The sequence below is a fragment of the Streptomyces violaceorubidus genome, from assembly GCF_000717995.1.
GTDB classification, from domain to species: domain Bacteria; phylum Actinomycetota; class Actinomycetes; order Streptomycetales; family Streptomycetaceae; genus Streptomyces; species Streptomyces violaceorubidus.
On sequence record NZ_JODM01000006.1, the window covers coordinates 166,856 to 183,682 of the forward strand.

The 16,827-nt window shown below is 74.7% G+C and carries 16 protein-coding genes and 1 pseudogene; 6 read left to right on the top strand and 11 right to left on the bottom strand.

Going from position 1 to position 16,827, the window contains the following annotated elements; translation table 11 throughout:
* Positions 1-17: 17 nt before the first annotated feature.
* From IE94_RS0111495 to IE94_RS0111510, 4 genes are all read right to left on the bottom strand, one after another.
* Complete coding sequence (locus tag IE94_RS0111495) at positions 18-1,796, bottom strand: glycoside hydrolase family 15 protein (RefSeq protein ID WP_030181995.1); 1,779 nt, start codon at positions 1,794-1,796, stop codon at positions 18-20.
* Between the two features lie 4 nt (positions 1,797-1,800).
* A complete protein-coding gene (locus tag IE94_RS0111500; RefSeq protein WP_030181996.1) occupies positions 1,801-2,628 on the bottom strand; it encodes a polysaccharide deacetylase family protein in 828 nt (275 codons plus the stop codon).
* 187 nt (positions 2,629-2,815) lie between these two features.
* Positions 2,816-3,724: a DMT family transporter gene (locus IE94_RS0111505; RefSeq protein WP_030182000.1), complete on the bottom strand. Its 909-nt coding sequence runs from the start codon at positions 3,722-3,724 to the stop codon at positions 2,816-2,818.
* 16 nt (positions 3,725-3,740) lie between these two features.
* Positions 3,741-4,595, bottom strand: a complete 855-nt coding sequence (locus tag IE94_RS0111510; RefSeq protein WP_030182003.1) for an SDR family NAD(P)-dependent oxidoreductase — start codon at positions 4,593-4,595, stop codon at positions 3,741-3,743.
* 184 nt (positions 4,596-4,779) lie between these two features.
* On the opposite strand from IE94_RS0111510, the gene IE94_RS0111515 reads away from it, so the two are divergent.
* From IE94_RS0111515 to IE94_RS0111525, 3 genes are all read left to right on the top strand, one after another.
* Positions 4,780-5,934: an MGDG synthase family glycosyltransferase gene (locus IE94_RS0111515; protein ID WP_030182013.1), complete on the top strand. Its 1,155-nt coding sequence runs from the start codon at positions 4,780-4,782 to the stop codon at positions 5,932-5,934.
* A gap of 97 nt (positions 5,935-6,031) precedes the next feature.
* Positions 6,032-6,418: a DUF2267 domain-containing protein gene (locus IE94_RS0111520; RefSeq protein ID WP_030182014.1), complete on the top strand. Its 387-nt coding sequence runs from the start codon at positions 6,032-6,034 to the stop codon at positions 6,416-6,418.
* 41 nt (positions 6,419-6,459) lie between these two features.
* On the top strand, positions 6,460-6,951 hold the full coding sequence (locus tag IE94_RS0111525; protein ID WP_030182017.1) for a DUF1360 domain-containing protein: 492 nt from the start codon (positions 6,460-6,462) through the stop codon (positions 6,949-6,951).
* A gap of 57 nt (positions 6,952-7,008) precedes the next feature.
* On the opposite strand, the gene IE94_RS0111530 is transcribed toward IE94_RS0111525, so the two are convergent.
* Positions 7,009-7,407, bottom strand: coding sequence for a DUF5997 family protein (locus tag IE94_RS0111530; protein ID WP_030182020.1), 399 nt, complete (start codon positions 7,405-7,407; stop codon positions 7,009-7,011).
* 58 nt (positions 7,408-7,465) lie between these two features.
* Here IE94_RS0111530 and IE94_RS0111535 point away from each other — a divergent pair, with 58 nt between their 5' ends.
* A complete protein-coding gene (locus IE94_RS0111535) occupies positions 7,466-8,302 on the top strand; it encodes a LysR substrate-binding domain-containing protein (protein ID WP_030182022.1) in 837 nt (278 codons plus the stop codon).
* 77 nt (positions 8,303-8,379) lie between these two features.
* On the opposite strand, the gene IE94_RS0111540 is transcribed toward IE94_RS0111535, so the two are convergent.
* The 3 genes and pseudogenes from IE94_RS0111540 to IE94_RS0111550 all read right to left on the bottom strand — a co-directional run bounded on the left by IE94_RS0111540 (position 8,380) and on the right by IE94_RS0111550 (position 10,501).
* On the bottom strand, positions 8,380-9,120 hold the full coding sequence (locus tag IE94_RS0111540) for a DUF4142 domain-containing protein (RefSeq protein WP_030182024.1): 741 nt from the start codon (positions 9,118-9,120) through the stop codon (positions 8,380-8,382).
* 218 nt (positions 9,121-9,338) lie between these two features.
* Positions 9,339-9,995 (bottom strand): annotated as a pseudogene (locus tag IE94_RS35405) (HAD family hydrolase); the annotation flags it as partial.
* Between the two features lie 29 nt (positions 9,996-10,024).
* Positions 10,025-10,501, bottom strand: coding sequence for an Lrp/AsnC family transcriptional regulator (locus IE94_RS0111550; RefSeq protein WP_003977712.1), 477 nt, complete (start codon positions 10,499-10,501; stop codon positions 10,025-10,027).
* A gap of 218 nt (positions 10,502-10,719) precedes the next feature.
* Here IE94_RS0111550 and IE94_RS0111555 point away from each other — a divergent pair, with 218 nt between their 5' ends.
* Positions 10,720-12,210, top strand: a complete 1,491-nt coding sequence (locus IE94_RS0111555) for an FUSC family protein (RefSeq protein ID WP_030182031.1) — start codon at positions 10,720-10,722, stop codon at positions 12,208-12,210.
* 174 nt (positions 12,211-12,384) lie between these two features.
* Entirely contained in the window at positions 12,385-13,428 is a 1,044-nt protein-coding gene (locus IE94_RS0111560; RefSeq protein ID WP_030182035.1) for a lactonase family protein, read from the top strand.
* A gap of 162 nt (positions 13,429-13,590) precedes the next feature.
* Here the strand turns inward: IE94_RS0111560 and IE94_RS0111565 are convergent, their stop codons facing one another.
* The 3 genes from IE94_RS0111565 to IE94_RS0111575 form a co-directional block, all read right to left on the bottom strand.
* Positions 13,591-14,517: a sirohydrochlorin chelatase gene (locus IE94_RS0111565; RefSeq protein ID WP_037922360.1), complete on the bottom strand. Its 927-nt coding sequence runs from the start codon at positions 14,515-14,517 to the stop codon at positions 13,591-13,593.
* 462 nt (positions 14,518-14,979) lie between these two features.
* Positions 14,980-15,657: a uracil-DNA glycosylase gene (locus IE94_RS0111570; RefSeq protein ID WP_030182040.1), complete on the bottom strand. Its 678-nt coding sequence runs from the start codon at positions 15,655-15,657 to the stop codon at positions 14,980-14,982.
* Positions 15,658-15,727: 70 nt separating this feature from the next.
* Entirely contained in the window at positions 15,728-16,813 is a 1,086-nt protein-coding gene (locus tag IE94_RS0111575; RefSeq protein ID WP_030182043.1) for a WD40/YVTN/BNR-like repeat-containing protein, read from the bottom strand.
* Positions 16,814-16,827 lie beyond the last annotated feature (14 nt).

Sequence of the window (16,827 nt, forward strand, 5' to 3'; positions counted from 1 at the left end):
GCGGCGGCCTGACGAGCTCAGGGCAGCGTCGACTCGCCCGCCAGGCGGACCGCGCACTCCAGCATCATCGCGTGCACGAAGGCCTGCGGGAGGTTGCCGCGGAGCTGGCGCTGGCGCACGTCGTACTCCTCGGCGAACAGCCCGGGCGGTCCGCAGGCCGCCCGGGTGCGCTCGAACCAGCGGAACGCGCCGACCCGGTCGCCGACCCGGTGCGTGGCGAGCGCCATCGTGAAGCCGCAGAGCAGAAAGGCCCCCTCGGCCTCGCCGAGCGGCACCCCGGGGTGCTCGAAGCGGTACAGGTACCCGTCCTCGGTCAGCCGGGACTCCAGGTACGCGCGGGTGGCGGCGTCACCGTCGCCTTCCCCGAACGCGCAGCCGCGGGCCATCGGCACCAGCAGCGCGGCCTCCGGCCCGTCGTCGTCCTCGGCCCGCCGCCAGCGGCCGTCGGCGCGCAGGCAGCGGCGTCGGGTCTCCCGCAGCACCGCGTCGGCGAGGCCGGCGCACCGGCGCCCCGCCGGGCCGGGCAGCACCTCCGCCATCCGCCGCAGACCGCACACCACGCTCAGCCGGGAGTGGGTCCACCACCGGTTCTCCAGCTCCCACAGGCCGGCCTCCGGCTTCAGCCACTGCCGCTCGACGACGTCCACGGCGACGCCGGCGGCCCGCTCCGCCTCGTCGGTCAGCCGGTCGTGCGCGGCGGCCGCGGCGAACAACTGCAACGCCTCGCCGAAGGTGTCCAACTGGAACTGCGCACCCGCGTCGTTGCCGACGTGGTCGTTGCCACCGGGGTAACCGGGCAGCCGCAGGGAGCGTTCCCTCCCGACCGGTCGTCCGTCGACCGTGTAGGCGGGGCGCACACCGTCGCCGTCCGCGAGGACGCGCTCGGCGACGAAGCGCACGGCGTCGTCGACCAGCGGGTGCGGTCCGTGCGCGGCGACCGCGAGACCGGCGTAGCACTGGTCGCGCAGCCATGCATACCGGTAGTCGTAGTTGCGCCCGCTGTTGGCCCGTTCCGGCAGGGAGGTGGTCGCGGCCGCGACCATCCCGCCGGAGACGCTGGTCAGCCCGCGCAGCACGGCGTAGGCGTGCCGGGCGTCGCGGGGCGCGATCAACCGCGAGCAGTCCGGGACGGCCCGCCCCCACTCCCGCTCCGTGGTCCGCCACAGCGCGTCGGCGTCCAGCGGACCGGACTCCGGCCCCTCGGACAGTTCCAGCACGAGGTCGTGCGTCTCGCCCTCGCGCAGCCGGAACTCGCCGCACAGCCCCGCCCCGTCCCGCCACACCGCGTCCGGTGCCCCGGCGAGCCGCATCCGCAGCCCTTCCGTCCCGGCCGTCCACACGCCCTCCTCCTGGCGCAGGCCGCGCATCCGGACCTCCCCGAAGCCCGGCCGCGGGTCCAGGGCCATGCGCAGCCGCGCCCCGCCCCGCTCCACCCGCATGCGGCGCAGCAGTACGAGCCGGTCCGTGCGGGTCGGCAGGGCCAGGGCCTCCCGGCACTCGATCACACAGTCGGCGGTCACCCACCGGCTGATCCGGATCAGCGTGCCCTCCTCGTAGGAGCCGCCCCAGACGTGCCAGGGGTCCGTCGGCTCCACGGTGAAGTGGCCCGCTCCGCCGATCAGCGCCGAGAACACCGCGTCGTCGTGCCACCGCGGGGCGCACAGCCACACGATCCGCCCCCGCGGGTCCAGGACCGCTCCGCGCTCACCGTCGGCGAGAACGGCGTACTCGCGCAGTGCCCAGGGCGGGCACGACGTGTCCGGCACCGGCGCGCGCCGGTCGTTCCTGTCCTCCATGACGCTACGGCTTTCCCGGCACCGGTGACCGAAACGGCTCCGTCCCGGCGGCCCCGGTGGTCCCTCCCGTCGCAGGGGACACGGACGCCACCGCCGACCCGCTCATCCCGTGTTCACCCAGGGGACCCACCGCCAGCCCCGCCTCCCGGCAGTCGCGCACGATGTCCGGCAGCGCGCCGAGGGCGGCCCGCCAGCTGCCCGGAGCCGAGGCGTGGTCGGTGTCGTGGAGGAGGATCGTGCCGCCTCCGCCCAGGTCCGCCGCCACGGTCGCGCGTACCGAGGCGGGCGTGGCGTCGTGCCGCCAGTCCTTGCCCCACGCGGTCCACAGCACGGGCCGCAGCCCGGTCCGGTGGGCGGCCGCCCAGCGACCGGAGGTGAGGATGCCGTAGGGCGGGCGGTACCAGCGCGGGACGCGTCCGGCCACCTCGCCCACCACTGCGACGGCACGCAGCAACTCGCGCACGTCCCGGGCCGGCGACGGCCACCAGGGCCGGTCGTGGCTCCAGCCGTGCACCGCGAGTTCGTGCCCGCGCCGAACCAGCTCACCGGCCACCGCGGGGTGCCGTGCCGCGTTCTCGCCCAGGACGAAGAACGTCGCCCGTACTCCGAGTCCGTCCAGGACGTCGAGGAAACGGGGCGTGGAGACCGGATCCGGGCCGTCGTCGAAGGTGAGCGCGACATGGCCGGGGCTGCCCAGCCCGGCCAGACGGGGGAACCGGCGCCGGCGCAGCCCCGGCAGCCAGGTCGCCGCGGGACCGATGTGGGCCAGCGCGGCGGCGGCGAGCGGTGCGACGGCGTACACCGCCCGCTCGACGCGCATCTCCTGTCGCATGCGTGGTGCCTCCGGTCTTCCGGTCTTCCGGTCGTCAGGTCCTCGGGTCCTCGGGTCCTCGGGTCGTCAGGTCCTCGGGTCCTCGGGTCCTCGGGTCCTCGGGTCCTCGGGTCCTCGGGTCCTCGGGTCCTCGGGTCCTCGGGTCCTCGGGTCCTCGGGTCCGTTCGAGTCGCCCCGTTCCGTTCGCTCAGCGCCGCGCCGCACGCCCGGGTCCGTCCCGTGCGGCCGGGGCCGTGTCCCAGGCGCCGTGCACCGAGGGTGCCCGGGCCAGCCCGACGCTGCCGAGGCCGATCAGCGCCACGCCGATCAGTTCGGGCACCACCCGCACCCCCAGCAGGATCTCCTCACCGAACAGGGCCCAGCCCAGCGCGACGCTGGTCAGCGCGTCGCCCAGGGTCAGGGCCGGCTGCGAGGCGGCCAGGGTTCCTGCCCGCAGGGCACTCTGCAACAGCAGGAAACTGGCCACGCCCACCACCGCGGTGGCATACGGCGGCCACTGGGTCAGCACCTCGCCCACGCCTTGGGGGAGCCGTCCGGTCAGCTCCTTCAACAGCGCCGCCGTGCCGCCGAACCCCACCGCGGACGCCGATCCGAACAACGCCGCGCGGGGTGCGCCGTGCACCAGGCTGCCCGCCGAGGCGAGGACCGTCATCAGGACGAACAGCGCCAGCCCCGCCCAGATCCACCGGCCCTCCGTCGCGGTGTCGTGACCGGCCGTCGGAGCGGCGGAGCCAAGGAACAGCGCGAGCCCCACGGCCAGCGCGACGAACGCCAGCCACGTCCGTGAGTCCGGACGCCGGTGGAAGACCGCACTGCCCACCACCAGGGTGAACAGCAGTTCGGTGGCCATCAGCGGCTGGACCACGGCGAGACTGCCCACCGCCAGTGCGGACGCCTGAAGCACCGTCGTCAGCGCGAGCAGCGCCGCCCCGCCGACCCAGTACCGGTCGCGTACCAGCCGCAGCAGTGAGCGCAGCGCCGTGTGCCGGGCCCCCGCCCGGTCCTCGTCCTGCGCCGCGGCCCGGCGCTGGAGTACCGACGCCGCCGCGTTGGACAGCGCCGCGAACAGGGCGAGGACGACGGTGAGGACACTCACCGCGGCGCGCTCCCGGTCACCCGAACCGTGCGGCCAGCCGCCGGTACAGCCCCGGTGCCGCGCCCCGTACCCGGCACGGCAGACGCAGCCACGAGGGCACGTACACCTCGTCGCGGCCCCGCAGCACCGCGGTCCGCACCGCCTCGGCCACGCGCTCGGGAGGCACCGGGCGCGGCCTGGAGCGCCGGTAGGGAGCCCCCCGGCGCTCGAAGAACGGGGTGTCGACGACGCCCGGCACCACGTGGGTGACCCCCACGCCCGTGCCCCGCAGTTCGTAGCGCAGCGAGTCCGTGAAGGCGCCGATCGCGGCCTTGGCGGCGGAGTACACGGCCTCGTCGCGCACCGCGACGCTGCCCGCCAGCGATCCGATGAGCACCACCCGCCCCGACCCCGCCGCCACCATCCCGGGCAGCAGCAGTCGCACCAGCCGCAGCGTGGCCAGCACGTTGACGTCGAGCACCTCGTCGATGGTGTGCGGGGGCATGTCCAGGAACTCTCCGGCCCAGCCCACCCCGGCCCCGGCCACCAGCAGGTCCACCCGGCCCGCCGTGGCCAGCGCGAAGTCGGTGAGCTGCCGGTCGGCGCCGGGGAGGGTGAGGTCCGCGGCGAAGGCGGTGGCCGACGTGTCCTCGGCGACCTGGCGCAGCCGCACCGGGTCGCGTCCGGTGAGCACCAGCCGCCAGCCGTCCTCGTCACCCAGCCGGCGGGCCACGGCCGCGCCGATGCCGGAGGACGCCCCCGTTACGAGCACCGTGCGGGTCCGCGTGTCCTGGACCCCGACGGACGGCCGCCGGGGCCGCGCGCGGTCCGCGTCGGGTGCGACGACCTGCGGTCCGGGGACGGACCGGGGACGGGAGAACGCATGGACCATGGGGACCACCTTGGCTCGGGGCGGACACCGGGAACCGTCCGACCGGGCGGTCGGGCTCCGGCGTCCGGCCGGACGGGCGGTCACGGAGTATCCCGCAGGGGCCGCCCGAAACGCCCGCGTATGCGATGGTTTGGAACCTATCGGATCGGCAACTTGGTCCGCCGTGCATCCTCGCAGCTCATCAGTGCCCCGCCATCCCGGCTCCCCGAGTGGGCCGCGGGGCGGCAGGTGCCTGCTGGTGATCAGCGCGAGCATGGGCGCCGGTCACGACACGGTCGCCGCCGAACTGGTCCGGCGGGCCCGGGAGCGCGGCGACACCGCCGAGGTCGTCGACGTCCTCGCCCTCCTGCCATACGGCCTGGGCACGGCTCTCAGGTGCTTCTACCGCGGGTCGGTACGGCACTTCCCGTGGGCGTACGCCGCCCTGTACCGCCTCTTCCTGCGGCCCGGCCCGGGACGCCGCCCGAGCGGGACGCCCCTGGCCCGGCTCGCCGGGAGCAGGCTGCGCGAGCTGGCCGGGCGCACGGGCGCGGACGTGGTCGTGCCCGTCTTCCACCTGGGCGCCCAGCTGACCGGCCACCTGCGGGAGCGCGGGCTGCTGCGCGTGCCCAGCGTCGTGCTGCTGATCGACTTCGAGCCGCACCGGCAGTGGCTGCACCCCGGCAACGACCACTGCCTGTGTCTCACCGAGGACGCGGCGCGCGAGGCGCGGGGGAGCACCGGCAGGCCCGCGACGACGTGCGGTCCCGTCGTGGCGCCGGAGTTCTCGGCCGACGACGTCCCGGGTGCGGCCCAGTGGCGGGAGACGTTCGACCGGCTCGGCTCCGGGCGGCCCGCCGTGGTGCTGTCCGCCGGTGCCTGGGGCGTCGGCTCCCACCTGGACGCCACCGTGCGGCTCCTGGCCGGCCACGGCTACCTGCCGGTCGTGCTCTGCGGCGACAACGGGCGGCTGCGGCGCACGCTGTCCGGCGCGCCGGGTGTCCTCGCCCTGGGCTGGGTGACGGACATGCCCGGCCTGTTGCACGCCGCCCGTGCCCTGATCGACAACGCGGCCGGCCAGACCGCGGTCCAGGCACTCGCGGCCGGGCTGCCGGTCGTCGTGCACCGCCCCCTGCCCGGCCACGGCGCGGACGGCGTGCGGCGGATGGCCGCGCTCGGTGTCTGCGAGGTCGCCGAGGACGCGAACGCGCTGCTGGAAGCGCTGGGGCGGCTCACCGCCCCGGGCCGTGAGCGGCGTCGGCGGATCGCCGCCGGACGCGCGCTGCTCACCGAGCACGCGGACGCCCTGTCGCTGGTGACCGAGATCGCCGACGCCGCGCGTGCGGGCGTACGACGGTGAGGGAGTGGCGCATGGACGCCGGGCGCGTACGTCCGTTTTCCATGACGGTCCCAGGGCACCCGCCCCGGAGCGCGAACCGGCACAAGGAGGCGACGCCGTGCGGCTCGACGAATTCCTCACCCGGGTCCGCGACCGCGGGGAGTACCACGGCGACGACGAGGCCGAGCAGGTCACCACGGCCGTCCTGTGGGTGATCGCGTCCTGCGTCCCGCCCGAGGAGGCCGCCGATCTGGCCCGCGCCCTGCCCGCGCCCCTGGACGACGCGCTGCGCCTGGAACGCGGGCGCCCCGAGACCTTCGGCCGGACCGAGTTCCTCCGCAGGGTGGCCCAGCAGACCGGTGCCCGGCCGCGCACCGCCGAATGGGACGCGGGCGCCGTGCTGTCCACCCTCGCCGAGGCGGTGCCCCGCGAAAGCGCCGACCGACTGCTGGCCCGCCTGCCCGCCGACTGCGCCGACCTCTTCGGCGGCCCGGCATCCCACTGAGAACCGCCTGGAGACGGGCCACCGAGACCGAGGAGAGACCCATGACGGACGTTGAGCAGCGCTACGCCGACGGCGAGGAGACACCGCTCGTCGGATACGCGACGCTCGCGGCGACCTTCGCGGCGGGCGTCGGCGCGTTCGCCGTGACGGTGCGGCGCCGCGGGGTACGACTCCCCGACACCGTCCCCGCCTGGGACGTGGCCCTGCTGGGCACCGCGACGTTCAAGGCCTCCCGGCTGCTGACCAAGGACAGGGTCACCAGCTTCCTGCGGGCGCCGTTCACCCGCCGCGAGCGGGAGGGCAACGCGAACGAGGTGATGGACGCCGGGCGCGGCACCGGTCTGCGCCGCGCCGTCGGTGACCTGATCTCCTGCCCCTTCTGCACCTCGGCGTGGGTGGCCGGCGGACTCGTCGGCACCTACGCGGTGGCACCCCGGGCGGGACGGCTGGTGTGCGCCGGTCTGAGCGCGGTCGTGGTGTCGGACTGGTTGCAGTACGCGTGGAGCCTGACCGCGCAGAAGGCCGAGGAATGACCGGGGCGACCGGATGGCCGCGGCGCCGCTCGGGCGGCCGGTCGGTGCGCAGGCCGGTCAGTCGCGTGCGGCGCGCTCCGCCCGCTCGGCGTGCAGCTTCTTCACCCGGGCCGCCTCCTTGCGCACGTCGGCCTGGACGGCCTGCTCCCGCTCCAGCCACTGAGGACGCTCCTGCCTCAGCGCGTCGATCTGCTCCGTGGTGAGCGGCTCGGTGACCCCGCCCCGGTGCAGGCCCGCGATGGAGACGCCCAGCCTGGCCGCCACCACCGGTCGCGGGTGCGGACCGTCGCGCCGCAGCTCGCGCAGCCAGGCGGGCGGGTCGGTCTGGAGCGCGTTCAGCTCGGCGCGCGTGACGACGCCCTCCCGGAACTCGGCGGGTGTGGCTTCGAGGTACACACCCAGCTTCTTCGCCGCGGTCGCGGGCTTCATGGTCTGGGTGTTCTGGTGCGACGTCATACGGTCAAGGGTATCGATCGTGTGAGTCGCCCCCGACCCCGCCCGGTAACCTGGCGGGGTGACAGGCTCGGAAGCTCCCCCCTCGTTCCGGCTCGCGTACGTCCCGGGGGTGACGCCCGACAAATGGGCGCGCATCTGGAACGAGCGGCTGCCGGACGTCCCCCTCGCACTCACCCAGGTGCCCGCCGCCGGGGCGGCCGGTGTGCTGCTGGACGGTGACGCCGACGCCGGACTGGTGCGGCTGCCCGTCGACCGCACCGTGCTCAGCGCCATCCCCCTCTACACCGAGACCACGGTCGTGCTGATCCCGAGGGACCACCTCGTCACCGCGGCCGACGAGGTGACCGTCGAGGACCTCGCCGACGAGATCGTGCTACACCCCCTGGACGACGTCCTCGACTGGGAGCGGCTGCCGGGCAGGCCCGCCCTCGAACGCCCGGCCACCACCGCGGACGCCGTCGAGCTGGTGGCGGCCGGGATCGGTGTGCTGCTCGTACCCCTGTCGCTGGCCCGGCTGCACCACCGCAAGGACCTCACGTACCGCACGGTCACCGACGCTCCCGCATCGAGCGTGGCGCTGTCCTGGCCCGAGGACGCGCACACGGACCGCGTCGAGGACTTCATCGGCATCGTCCGGGGCCGGACCGTCAACAGCACCCGGGGCCGGCAGCCCGAACCGGCGCGCTCGAAGGGCGGACGCGCCGAGGCGACGGCCCCCGCACGTCGCACACCGGCGGCCGGGAAGACGGGCGGCAGGCCGGGAGGCGCCACGGGCGGCAAGGCCGGCGGGAAGCAGACCGGGGGTGCCTGGCGCGCCACCGGTGGCGGCCACCGGGGCGCGGGCGGCGGCAAGGGCAAGGGCGGCGGACGCGGCGGCCGGCCTCGTCAGCGCTGAGCCGACCGGCATCGGAGCCACCGGATTCGGACCCGCCGGACTCGGACCCGGCGACTCGGCCCCTGGACCCCCACGCCTCAGCGGACCGTCGGGCTCGGTGTCGGTGCGGAGGTGTTCACCTCCAGGCCCGGCGGCGAGGTGAGCGAGAGCACCGGTTCGCCGGGCTGCGGAGCCGGCGGCGTGAGCTGCGCCTTGGGCAGGGTCGGCGGAGCGGTCTGCTGGAAGTTGACCTGGTCGAAGTTGACCAGCCCGGTCTTCTCCAGCACGGTGATGTGGTCCAGGACCGTGTCGTTGGCCTGGTCGGCGAGCTGCCGCACCAGGGAGTTCTTGGTGTTGGCGCGGATGTTGGCGATGGCCGGGAAGATCTGGCCGTGGGTGATCCGCATGATGTTGACCGCGGTGGTGTCGAACTGCTTGCCCGTGGTCCCGTTCACGGTCGACACGAACTGCTGCTGCTGCGGCGAGGCCAGGTTGGGCAGGGTGATGCCCAGCTCCGGCGCGATCCTGCGGCAGGTGGCGTCCAGCCGGGAGTGGCCGACGACCAGGTGCTCACCGGCTTCCCGCATCTCCGGTGTCGTCCCGCGCTCCATGGCCATCAGCCCCAGCGGGTGCTCCCACAGCCCCGCGGCTCGCACCTTCACCACGAAGTCCCGGTCCTGCTCGGTGAGCGGCCCGTACCGCGTGTTGGTGACGACCCGGGCCTGGTCACTGCCCGCGTTCCGCACCCCGAGCATGGTCGGGTAGGCGAGCGCGGTGAGGGTGAGGACGAGGGCACCGGCCACGAAGGCGGTCCCTGCCGTGGTGCGCATGATGCGCATCGTGCCTCCTGGGGCGAAGACAGGCTCGGACACCCGGAGGTACGGATACGGAACGCGATCTGATCACCCCTCCGGGCAAAACCTGCGACGCAGAACCTGCGAAGCGAGGCATGCGAGACGGGGCGTGCGAGACGAGGCGTGCGAGACGGGGCATGCGAGACGAGGCGTGCGAGACGGGGCATGCGAGACGAGGCGTGCGAGACGGGGCATGCGAGACGCGCCCGCGCCGTGAACTCCTCCTGGCCCCCGCGCACCAGCAGATCCGCGGCGGCGAACTCCGGGGCGTCGGCCTGCGCCGCGACGTACGGGATCGCGACGCAGCGCATTCCGGCCGCGTACGCCGCGGCGGCGCCGGGAGCGGCGTCCTCCAGGACCACGCAGCGGGCCGGTTCCGCGCCCAACCGGCGGGCCGCCTCCAGGAAGACGTCGGGGGCGGGCTTGCCCCGCGCCACCTCGTCGGCCGAGACGACCGTGCGCAGGTGTGCGTCCAGGCCGGTGCGGGCCAGGATCGCTGCGATGGCCCCGGGCGAGGAACCCGACGCCACCGCCATCGGTACGCCCTCGCCCGCCAGCAGCTCGACGAACCTGCGCATCTCGGGATACGCCCGGGACGAACTGCCGGCGAGCTCCAGGTAGTGGCGGTTCTTGACGGCGAGCAGTTCCTCGACCGGGGCCCGCAGTCCGTACCGCCGCTTCCAGTCGGCCACCGTCTCCCGGGTGCTGATACCCACGTACGCCTCGTGGTCGGCCCAGGTGAAGTCCGCCACGCCGTACTCGGTGAGGGTGCGCCGGCCCGCTTCGTAATAGTTCGGCTCGCTGTCCACGAGCGTTCCGTCGAGATCGAAGATGACCGAGATGCCGCCAAGCGTGCCCATGGTGCTCATGGCGTCCAGGATGCCAAGGATCACCTGCGGGCCGAGCGCCCGATCGACTCCACGAGCGGGAGCAGCCGGTGCGGCACCCGCTCGCGCAGCGCCACCTCGCTGCGGGTGCGGACCACACCGGGCAGGCTGATCAGCTTCTGCACCACGTCCTCCAGGTGCGCGTTGTCGCGGGCCACGACGCGGGTCAGCAGGTCCCCGCCGCCCGTGATGGAGAAGGCCTCGACGATCTCCGGCACCGCCGCCAGGGCCTCGCCCACCTCGTCCAGATGACCCTGGGTGACCTCGATGTGCACGAACGCGAGCACCGGGTGGCCCAGGGCGGCGGGGGAGAGGGACGGAGCGGTACCGGTGATCACGCCGTCGCGCTCCAAGCGGTCCAGCCGGGCCTGGAGGGTGCCGCGCGCGATCCCGAGCAGGCGGGCGTACTCCCGCACGCTGGTGCGCGGCTGTTCGAGCAGCAGTCTCAGGATGCGGGTGTCGAGCTCGTCGACGGCCATCGCGGGTCCGGCCCCTCTCGTCGGCCATTGGCCCTCCGGTGGCCGCAGGCATGCCGTGGTTACTGTACCAATGGCCCACCCTGACCGCGCCCGGTTGAGCCACTGGTGGCAAAGATGCTCCTATAGAGGTGTCGATGGCGCTGCGGATCCCCGCGGCGCCTTTTGCGTGCGGTGACTTCCGGGCCAGTGGGCGTGAGTGAGCGAGGGGGCGTTGATCAGTGCTGAAGAAGGTGTTCGTGAGCCCGGACCCGGTGCGGTCCCGGCTGCGGTTCGCAGCCCGGGCCGTCCTCGGCATCGGGCTGGCCGTCGTGGTGTGCGGGCTGGCCGGTACCTCCCTGGTCGGCGCGATCACCGGCGGCCTCGCCGCCCTGCTCGCGCTCTTCACCGTCACCGACGCCACCGTGCGCGGCCAGGCCGTCACCACCGCGCTGCTGCCGGTCGCCGGGCTGCCGGTGCTCACCGCCGCAGCCGCGCTGCACGACCTCCCCGCGGCCCGGGACCTCACCTTCCTCGCCGTCGTCGGCGCGGGCGTGTACGCGCGCCGCTGGGGTCCGCGCGGGCACAGCCTCGGCGTCTTCGCCTTCATGACCTTCTTCATCGCCCAGTTCCTGCACGCCACCGTGGACCGGCTGCCCGAGATGTTCGCCGCCGTCCTGCTGTCCGTGGCCGCCGCCGCGGCGGTGCGGTTCGGCCTGTGGTGCTACGAGCGCCGCCGGCCCGCGCCCGCCGTCCTGGCGCCGCCCGCCGGCACCGGGCTGGCCCGCATCACCACCCGGCAGGCGGTGCAGGCCGCCGCGGGCGCCGGTTTCGCCCTGGTCGTGGGCCAGCTGGTGTCCGGCGACCGCTGGTACTGGGCCGTCGGCGCGACCTGGTGGGTGTTCGTCAACACCACCTCGCGCGGCGAGACGCTGGTGCGCGGCTTCCGCCGCGTCCTCGGCACGGTCGTCGGCATCGGGCTGGGCTTCCTGGTCGCCGTGCCGGTGGCCGGGGCCCCGGTGCCCACCGCCGTACTGGCCGCCGTGTGCGTCTTCGGCATCTTCTACACCGCCGCGGTCTCCTACACCTGGATGATGCTCTGCGTGACCCTGCTCGCCGAGCTGCTCTACGGCCTCCTGGGCGTCCTCAGCCCCGGCCTGCTCGCCCTGCGGATCGCCGAGACCGGCGTGGGCGCGCTCGGTGCCGCGCTCGCCGTGCTCTTCGTCCTGCCGGTCACCACGCACGCCGTCACCGACGCCTGGATCCAGCGCGCCCTGCGCTGCGTGCACGCGTGCACCGCGGAGGCCGCCGCCCGACTCGCCGGAAGCGAGGTTGCCGACCCGGCGACGCGTGTGGCGGAACTGGGGCAGCTGCTGGGCCGGGTACGGGTGGCGGTCGCCCCGCTCGTGCACCCGCTGAGCCCGATGCACGGCCGTCGGCAGCGGGCCCGCCGGGTCCTCGGCCTGCTCGACGACTGCGCCCGGGAGATCCGCGGCCTGGTCGCCGTCGCCGCCGACCCCGAAGCCTCGCACGACGCCCGGCTGGCCGCCGCCTGCTGGCGTGTCGAGGCCGCGGTCGAGGCACTCACCGGCAAGGGTGCCGTCCCGGCTCGCGCGGGCGGGCCCCGCGCCGCCGACCCCGCGCTGGCCCACCTGCACGACCTGGAACACGCCCTCGCCGAACTCGCCGCGCCTCTCAGCAGCCCCACCGGCTCACGCCTGGCCGGCGCCTGACCCGTCCATCCGTCGTGTCCATCCGCCGCGTCCGTCCACCGCGCCGTGCCACCCGTTTGGTCTAGACCGCAGGTGATCGACTGCTACCGTCGCTCCGGGGCGGACGATCAGGGTCGGCCTCCACGCGACGCGGGACGAAGCGGGACGAGACGAAGCGGGACGAGAGGGGCAGCGGTGACGGACGGCGGCGGCAGGCGGCAGCGGCGGGCGTACATCGGTTCGTTCACGGCGGCCGGCGGCCCCGGGATCCTGACGGCGACCGTCGCCCCCGACAGCGGCGCCCTCACGGTCGTGAGCGGCACTGACGGGCTGGCCGACCCCTCCTACCTGGCCCTGGCGCCCGACGGGGACACGCTCTACGCCGTCAGCGAGACGGCCGAGGGCGCGGTGGCCGCCTACCGGGTGAACGGGGACAGGCCCGAGCCCGCCGGACGGCCGGTGTCCGTCGGGGGCGACGGACCGACCCACCTCAGCCTGTACGCGGGGCACGTGCTGACCGCGAACTACGGCTCCGGCACCGTCACCGCCGTACCGGTCCGCCCCGACGGCACCCTCGCCCGCTCCGCGTCCGGCATCCTGCGCCACACCGGCTCCGGCCCGCACGCCCAGCGGCAGCAGGGGCCGCACGCCCACCAGGTGCTGCCCGACCCCAGCGGGCGGTGGGCCGTCAGCGTCGACCTCGGCACCGACTCCGTGCGGGTCTGCACCCTCGCGGACGGCGCCCCCGCCGTGCACCGGGAGACCGCGCTGCGGCCGGGATCGGGACCGCGGCACCTGGCCTTCCACCCGGACGGCACCCACGCCTACGTCCTCAACGAACTGGCACCCACCGTCACCGTCTGCCACTGGGACGCCGCCGACGGCCTGCTCAAGCCCCTGACCGAGGTACCGGTGCTGCCGGGCGCCCCGGCGGGCGACGCCTACCCGTCCGGCATCGCCGTCTCGTCCGACGGCCGCTTCGTGTGGACCGCCACCCGCGGCGAGGACGTCCTGTCCGTGCTGGAGGTGGAGCCGGACGGTCTGCGGCTGTCGGCCACCGTGCCCTGCGGCGGACACTGGCCCCGCGACATCACCGTGTCGGACGGCTTCCTGTACACGGCCAACGAGCGCTCCGGAGACGTCACCTGGTTCGCCCTGGACCCGGCCACCGGCACCCCCCGCCGCACCGGCTCCCTCGCCGTCCCGGCAGCCTCCTGCGTGATCTTCGCCCCGGCGTAACCGAGCTTCGAGCAGGAGCCCACCGCTCGCACACGGCTGCGGGCGATCGTGGTGCCGCTGGGGCGCCATGGGCGGGCGCGGCGGCAACCCGGCAGTGCGGAAAGGGCCCGCTCCTCTCCCGGAGCGGGCCCTTTCCCATACGCCGTAACGCGCAAGCGCGCCTCACCGAACCGGCGCCCCCTGCGCCTGCTGAGGCGAGATGCCGAGCGCCGTCGTGTACTTGGCCAGCGCCAGCTTGCCGATCGCCGGGTACGGGCCGAGCGGCTCGGCGGTGGAGCAGCCCGCCTCCTTGGCCGCCTCCTCCAGCACGGAGGCCTCGATCTCCGGGCCGATCAGGTACGGCGCCAGCGCCAGCTGCTGAGATCCCGAGGAACGCAGCTGCTCGGCCACCGACGCGATCGAGCCCTCCTCGTCCAGCGCCGCCGCGATCACCGGCACCGCGAGGCGCGCGGCGAGCAGCATGCCGGTGATCCCGGCCGCCTGGACGGCCTCGTCACCGCCGACGGAGGCGAGGATGATGCCGTCCGCCGCGGTCGCCACGGTGAACAGGCGGGCGCGGTCGGCCCGGGCGAGACCGGCCTCCGAGAGCCGCACGTGCAGGGCCTCGGCCAGCAGCGGGTGCGGTCCGAGCACGTCGGTCAGCTCGGCCGCGATCCTGCTGTCCATCACGGCCTGCCGGATCCGGCGCAGCAGCGCGTTGTCCGGCCCGGCGAGCAGCGGCACGACGACCGCGACGGGGCCCTCGGGCTCCTTCACGTCCAGACCCGCGGCGCGCGCCTGCTCGAAGCGGGCGGTGCGCTCCTCGGCGGTCCGCACGAGCACGGAGGTCAGGGAGGGGAACTCGGCGTCGTCGTCCCCGTCGAGGTGGCCGATCCGGGCGTCGAGGCCGGGCAGTTCGGAACGGGCGATGCTGATGACCTCGTCGGCGAGGCCCCGGGTGGCGCTACTGGGCGTCCCCGGCACCGCGAGGACGAGCGCCGGCGCGCCCTCGGGAGCCACCAGGGGTTCGGGACGGCGGTGCCGTCCGGGCTGGCGGGGGCGCGGCATTCGTACGGGCAGGCCGGACGCGGGCCCAGTGGGGGAGCTCATGGCGCCGCATGTTACTGGTTTCCGGGGTTTCCCTGTTCGGGGAGGGTGCGGGTGAGCGGTATCCGTCCGGTTTTGTCTGATGAGTGATGTACGGATCGGCCGACATCGGCATGATTCACCTCGTCGGCCGACCACTTCTCGGCCGCCCGGCACGACCGCCGCCCACGGCATCCTGTCGGCACTCGGAAGGGTGAGTGAGCCGGCCACCGGGCCGGTCGCGATCCGGACCGCAGCAGCCCGCGCCGATGACCCCGACGAGGGGCTCGCCGCGGTCGGACAGACCGCGGTGCCCGAGTCGGCCGTGTGCCGACCCGGGCGGCCCTGCCGCCGTCGGGTCCCGCCGCCGTTCCGCCCGTTCCGCCCGGCCCGCCCGTCACGGGCGCGTGGCGCCGGCGGGACAGGCCGGTCCCGCCGACGACGCGCAGCCCGAGCCGCCGGAATCCACGGCGAGGCAGCCCGTGCTCAGGGCAGGCGCCAGTCGACCGGTTGGCCTCCCAGGCGCATCAGCAGGTCGTTGGCCCGGCTGAACGGACGGGAGCCGAAGAAGCCCCGGTCGGCCGACATCGGGGACGGATGCGCCGACTCCACGGCCGGCAGGTCGCCGAGCAGCGGCCGCAGATTGCGGGCGTCGCGGCCCCAGAGGATGGACACCATCGGCTTGCCGCGCGCCGCGAGGGCCCGAATCGCCTGCTCGGTGACCTCCTCCCAGCCCTTGCCGCGGTGGGCGGCGGGCTTGCGCGGGGCCGTGGTGAGCGCCCTGTTGAGCAGCAGCACACCCTGCTGTGTCCAGGGGGTCAGGTCCCCGTTGGAGGGCTGCGGGAGATTCAGGTCGGTATGCAGCTCCCGGAAGATGTTGACGAGGCTTCCGGGCAACGGGCGTACCTCGGGCGCGACGGAGAACGACAGTCCGACGGCGTGCCCCGGAGTGGGGTAGGGGTCCTGTCCGACGATCAGGACCCGTACGTCGTCGAAGGGTTGCTGGAAGGCCCGCAGGACGTTCGCCCCCGCCGGCAGGTAGGTGCGGCCGGCGGCGATCTCCGCGCGCAGGAACTCACCCATCGAGGTGATCCGTCCGGCGACGGGTTCCAGGGCTTTCGCCCAGCCCGCTTCGACGATTTCGTTCAAGGGTCGTGGTGCCACGGGCGTCACCCTACTGCCGTACGGGTGACGCCGATCAACCGGTGGTCAAGGCCGGTCCCCCCGGTCCGCATCACCCGACGACCGCGGCCCGCACGCACAGCACGTCCGGCAGGTGGGAGGCCAACTGCCGCCAGCTGTCGCCGTCGTCGGCCGACGCGAACACCTCGCCGTTGCGGTTGCCGAAGTACACGCCCGCGCGGTCCGCGTCGTCGGTGCACAGCGCGTCGCGCAACACCGTGCCGTAGTGGTCCTCCTGGGGCAGGCCCACCGAGAGCGGCTCCCAGCTCTTGCCCGCGTCCGCGGTGCGGAAGACCCGGCACCGGTGGTCGGCGGGCACCCGGTCGGCGTCGGCGTTGATCGGGAACACGTACGCCGTGTCGCCGCGGTGCGGGTGGGCCGCCACCGCGAAGCCGAAGGTGGAGGGCAGGCCTTCGCCGATGTCCGTCCAGTGCGCTCCGGCGTCGTCACTGCGGTACACCCCCCAGTGGTTCTGGAGGTACAGGCGGTCCGGGGTGGCCGCGTCGCGCGCGACCTTGTGCACGCACTGGCCGAACTCCGGGTCGGGGTCCGGCAGGAAGACGGCGGAGACACCGGAGTTCGACGGCGCCCAGCTCGCGCCGCCGTCGGCGGTGCGGAACACGCCCGCGGTCGACACGGCGACCGTCACCGACTTGGGGTCGCGCCGGTCGGTGAGGACGGTGTGCAGCCCCTCACCGCCACCGCCCGGCACCCACTTCGACCGGGTGGGGTGCTCCCACAGCGGGCGGACCAGCTCGAAGCTCTCACCGCGGTCCTCCGAGCGGTACAGCGCCGCCGGTTCCGTGCCCGCGTACACCACGTCCGGCTCGGCGGCCGCCGGGTGCAGCTGCCACACCCGCTCCAGGGAAGCGCCGGTGTCCTTGGGGAACTTGACGGCGGGCGCGGCCGGTTCGGTCCAGGTCCGGCCCAGGTCGTCGGAGTGGAACACCGACGGCCCCCAGTGCGCGCTGTCCCCGCCGGCCAGCAGCCGCGGGGTGTCGCCGCGGGTGTCGAGGGCGACCGAGTAGATCGCCTGTGCGTTGAAGTAGGGACTCTCGTCGAACTCCCAGGTGCCACTCCGCCGGCGCCCGATGAACAGGCCCTTGCGGGTGCCCACGGCGAGCAGTACTTCGGTCATGCCGATCACCTCCG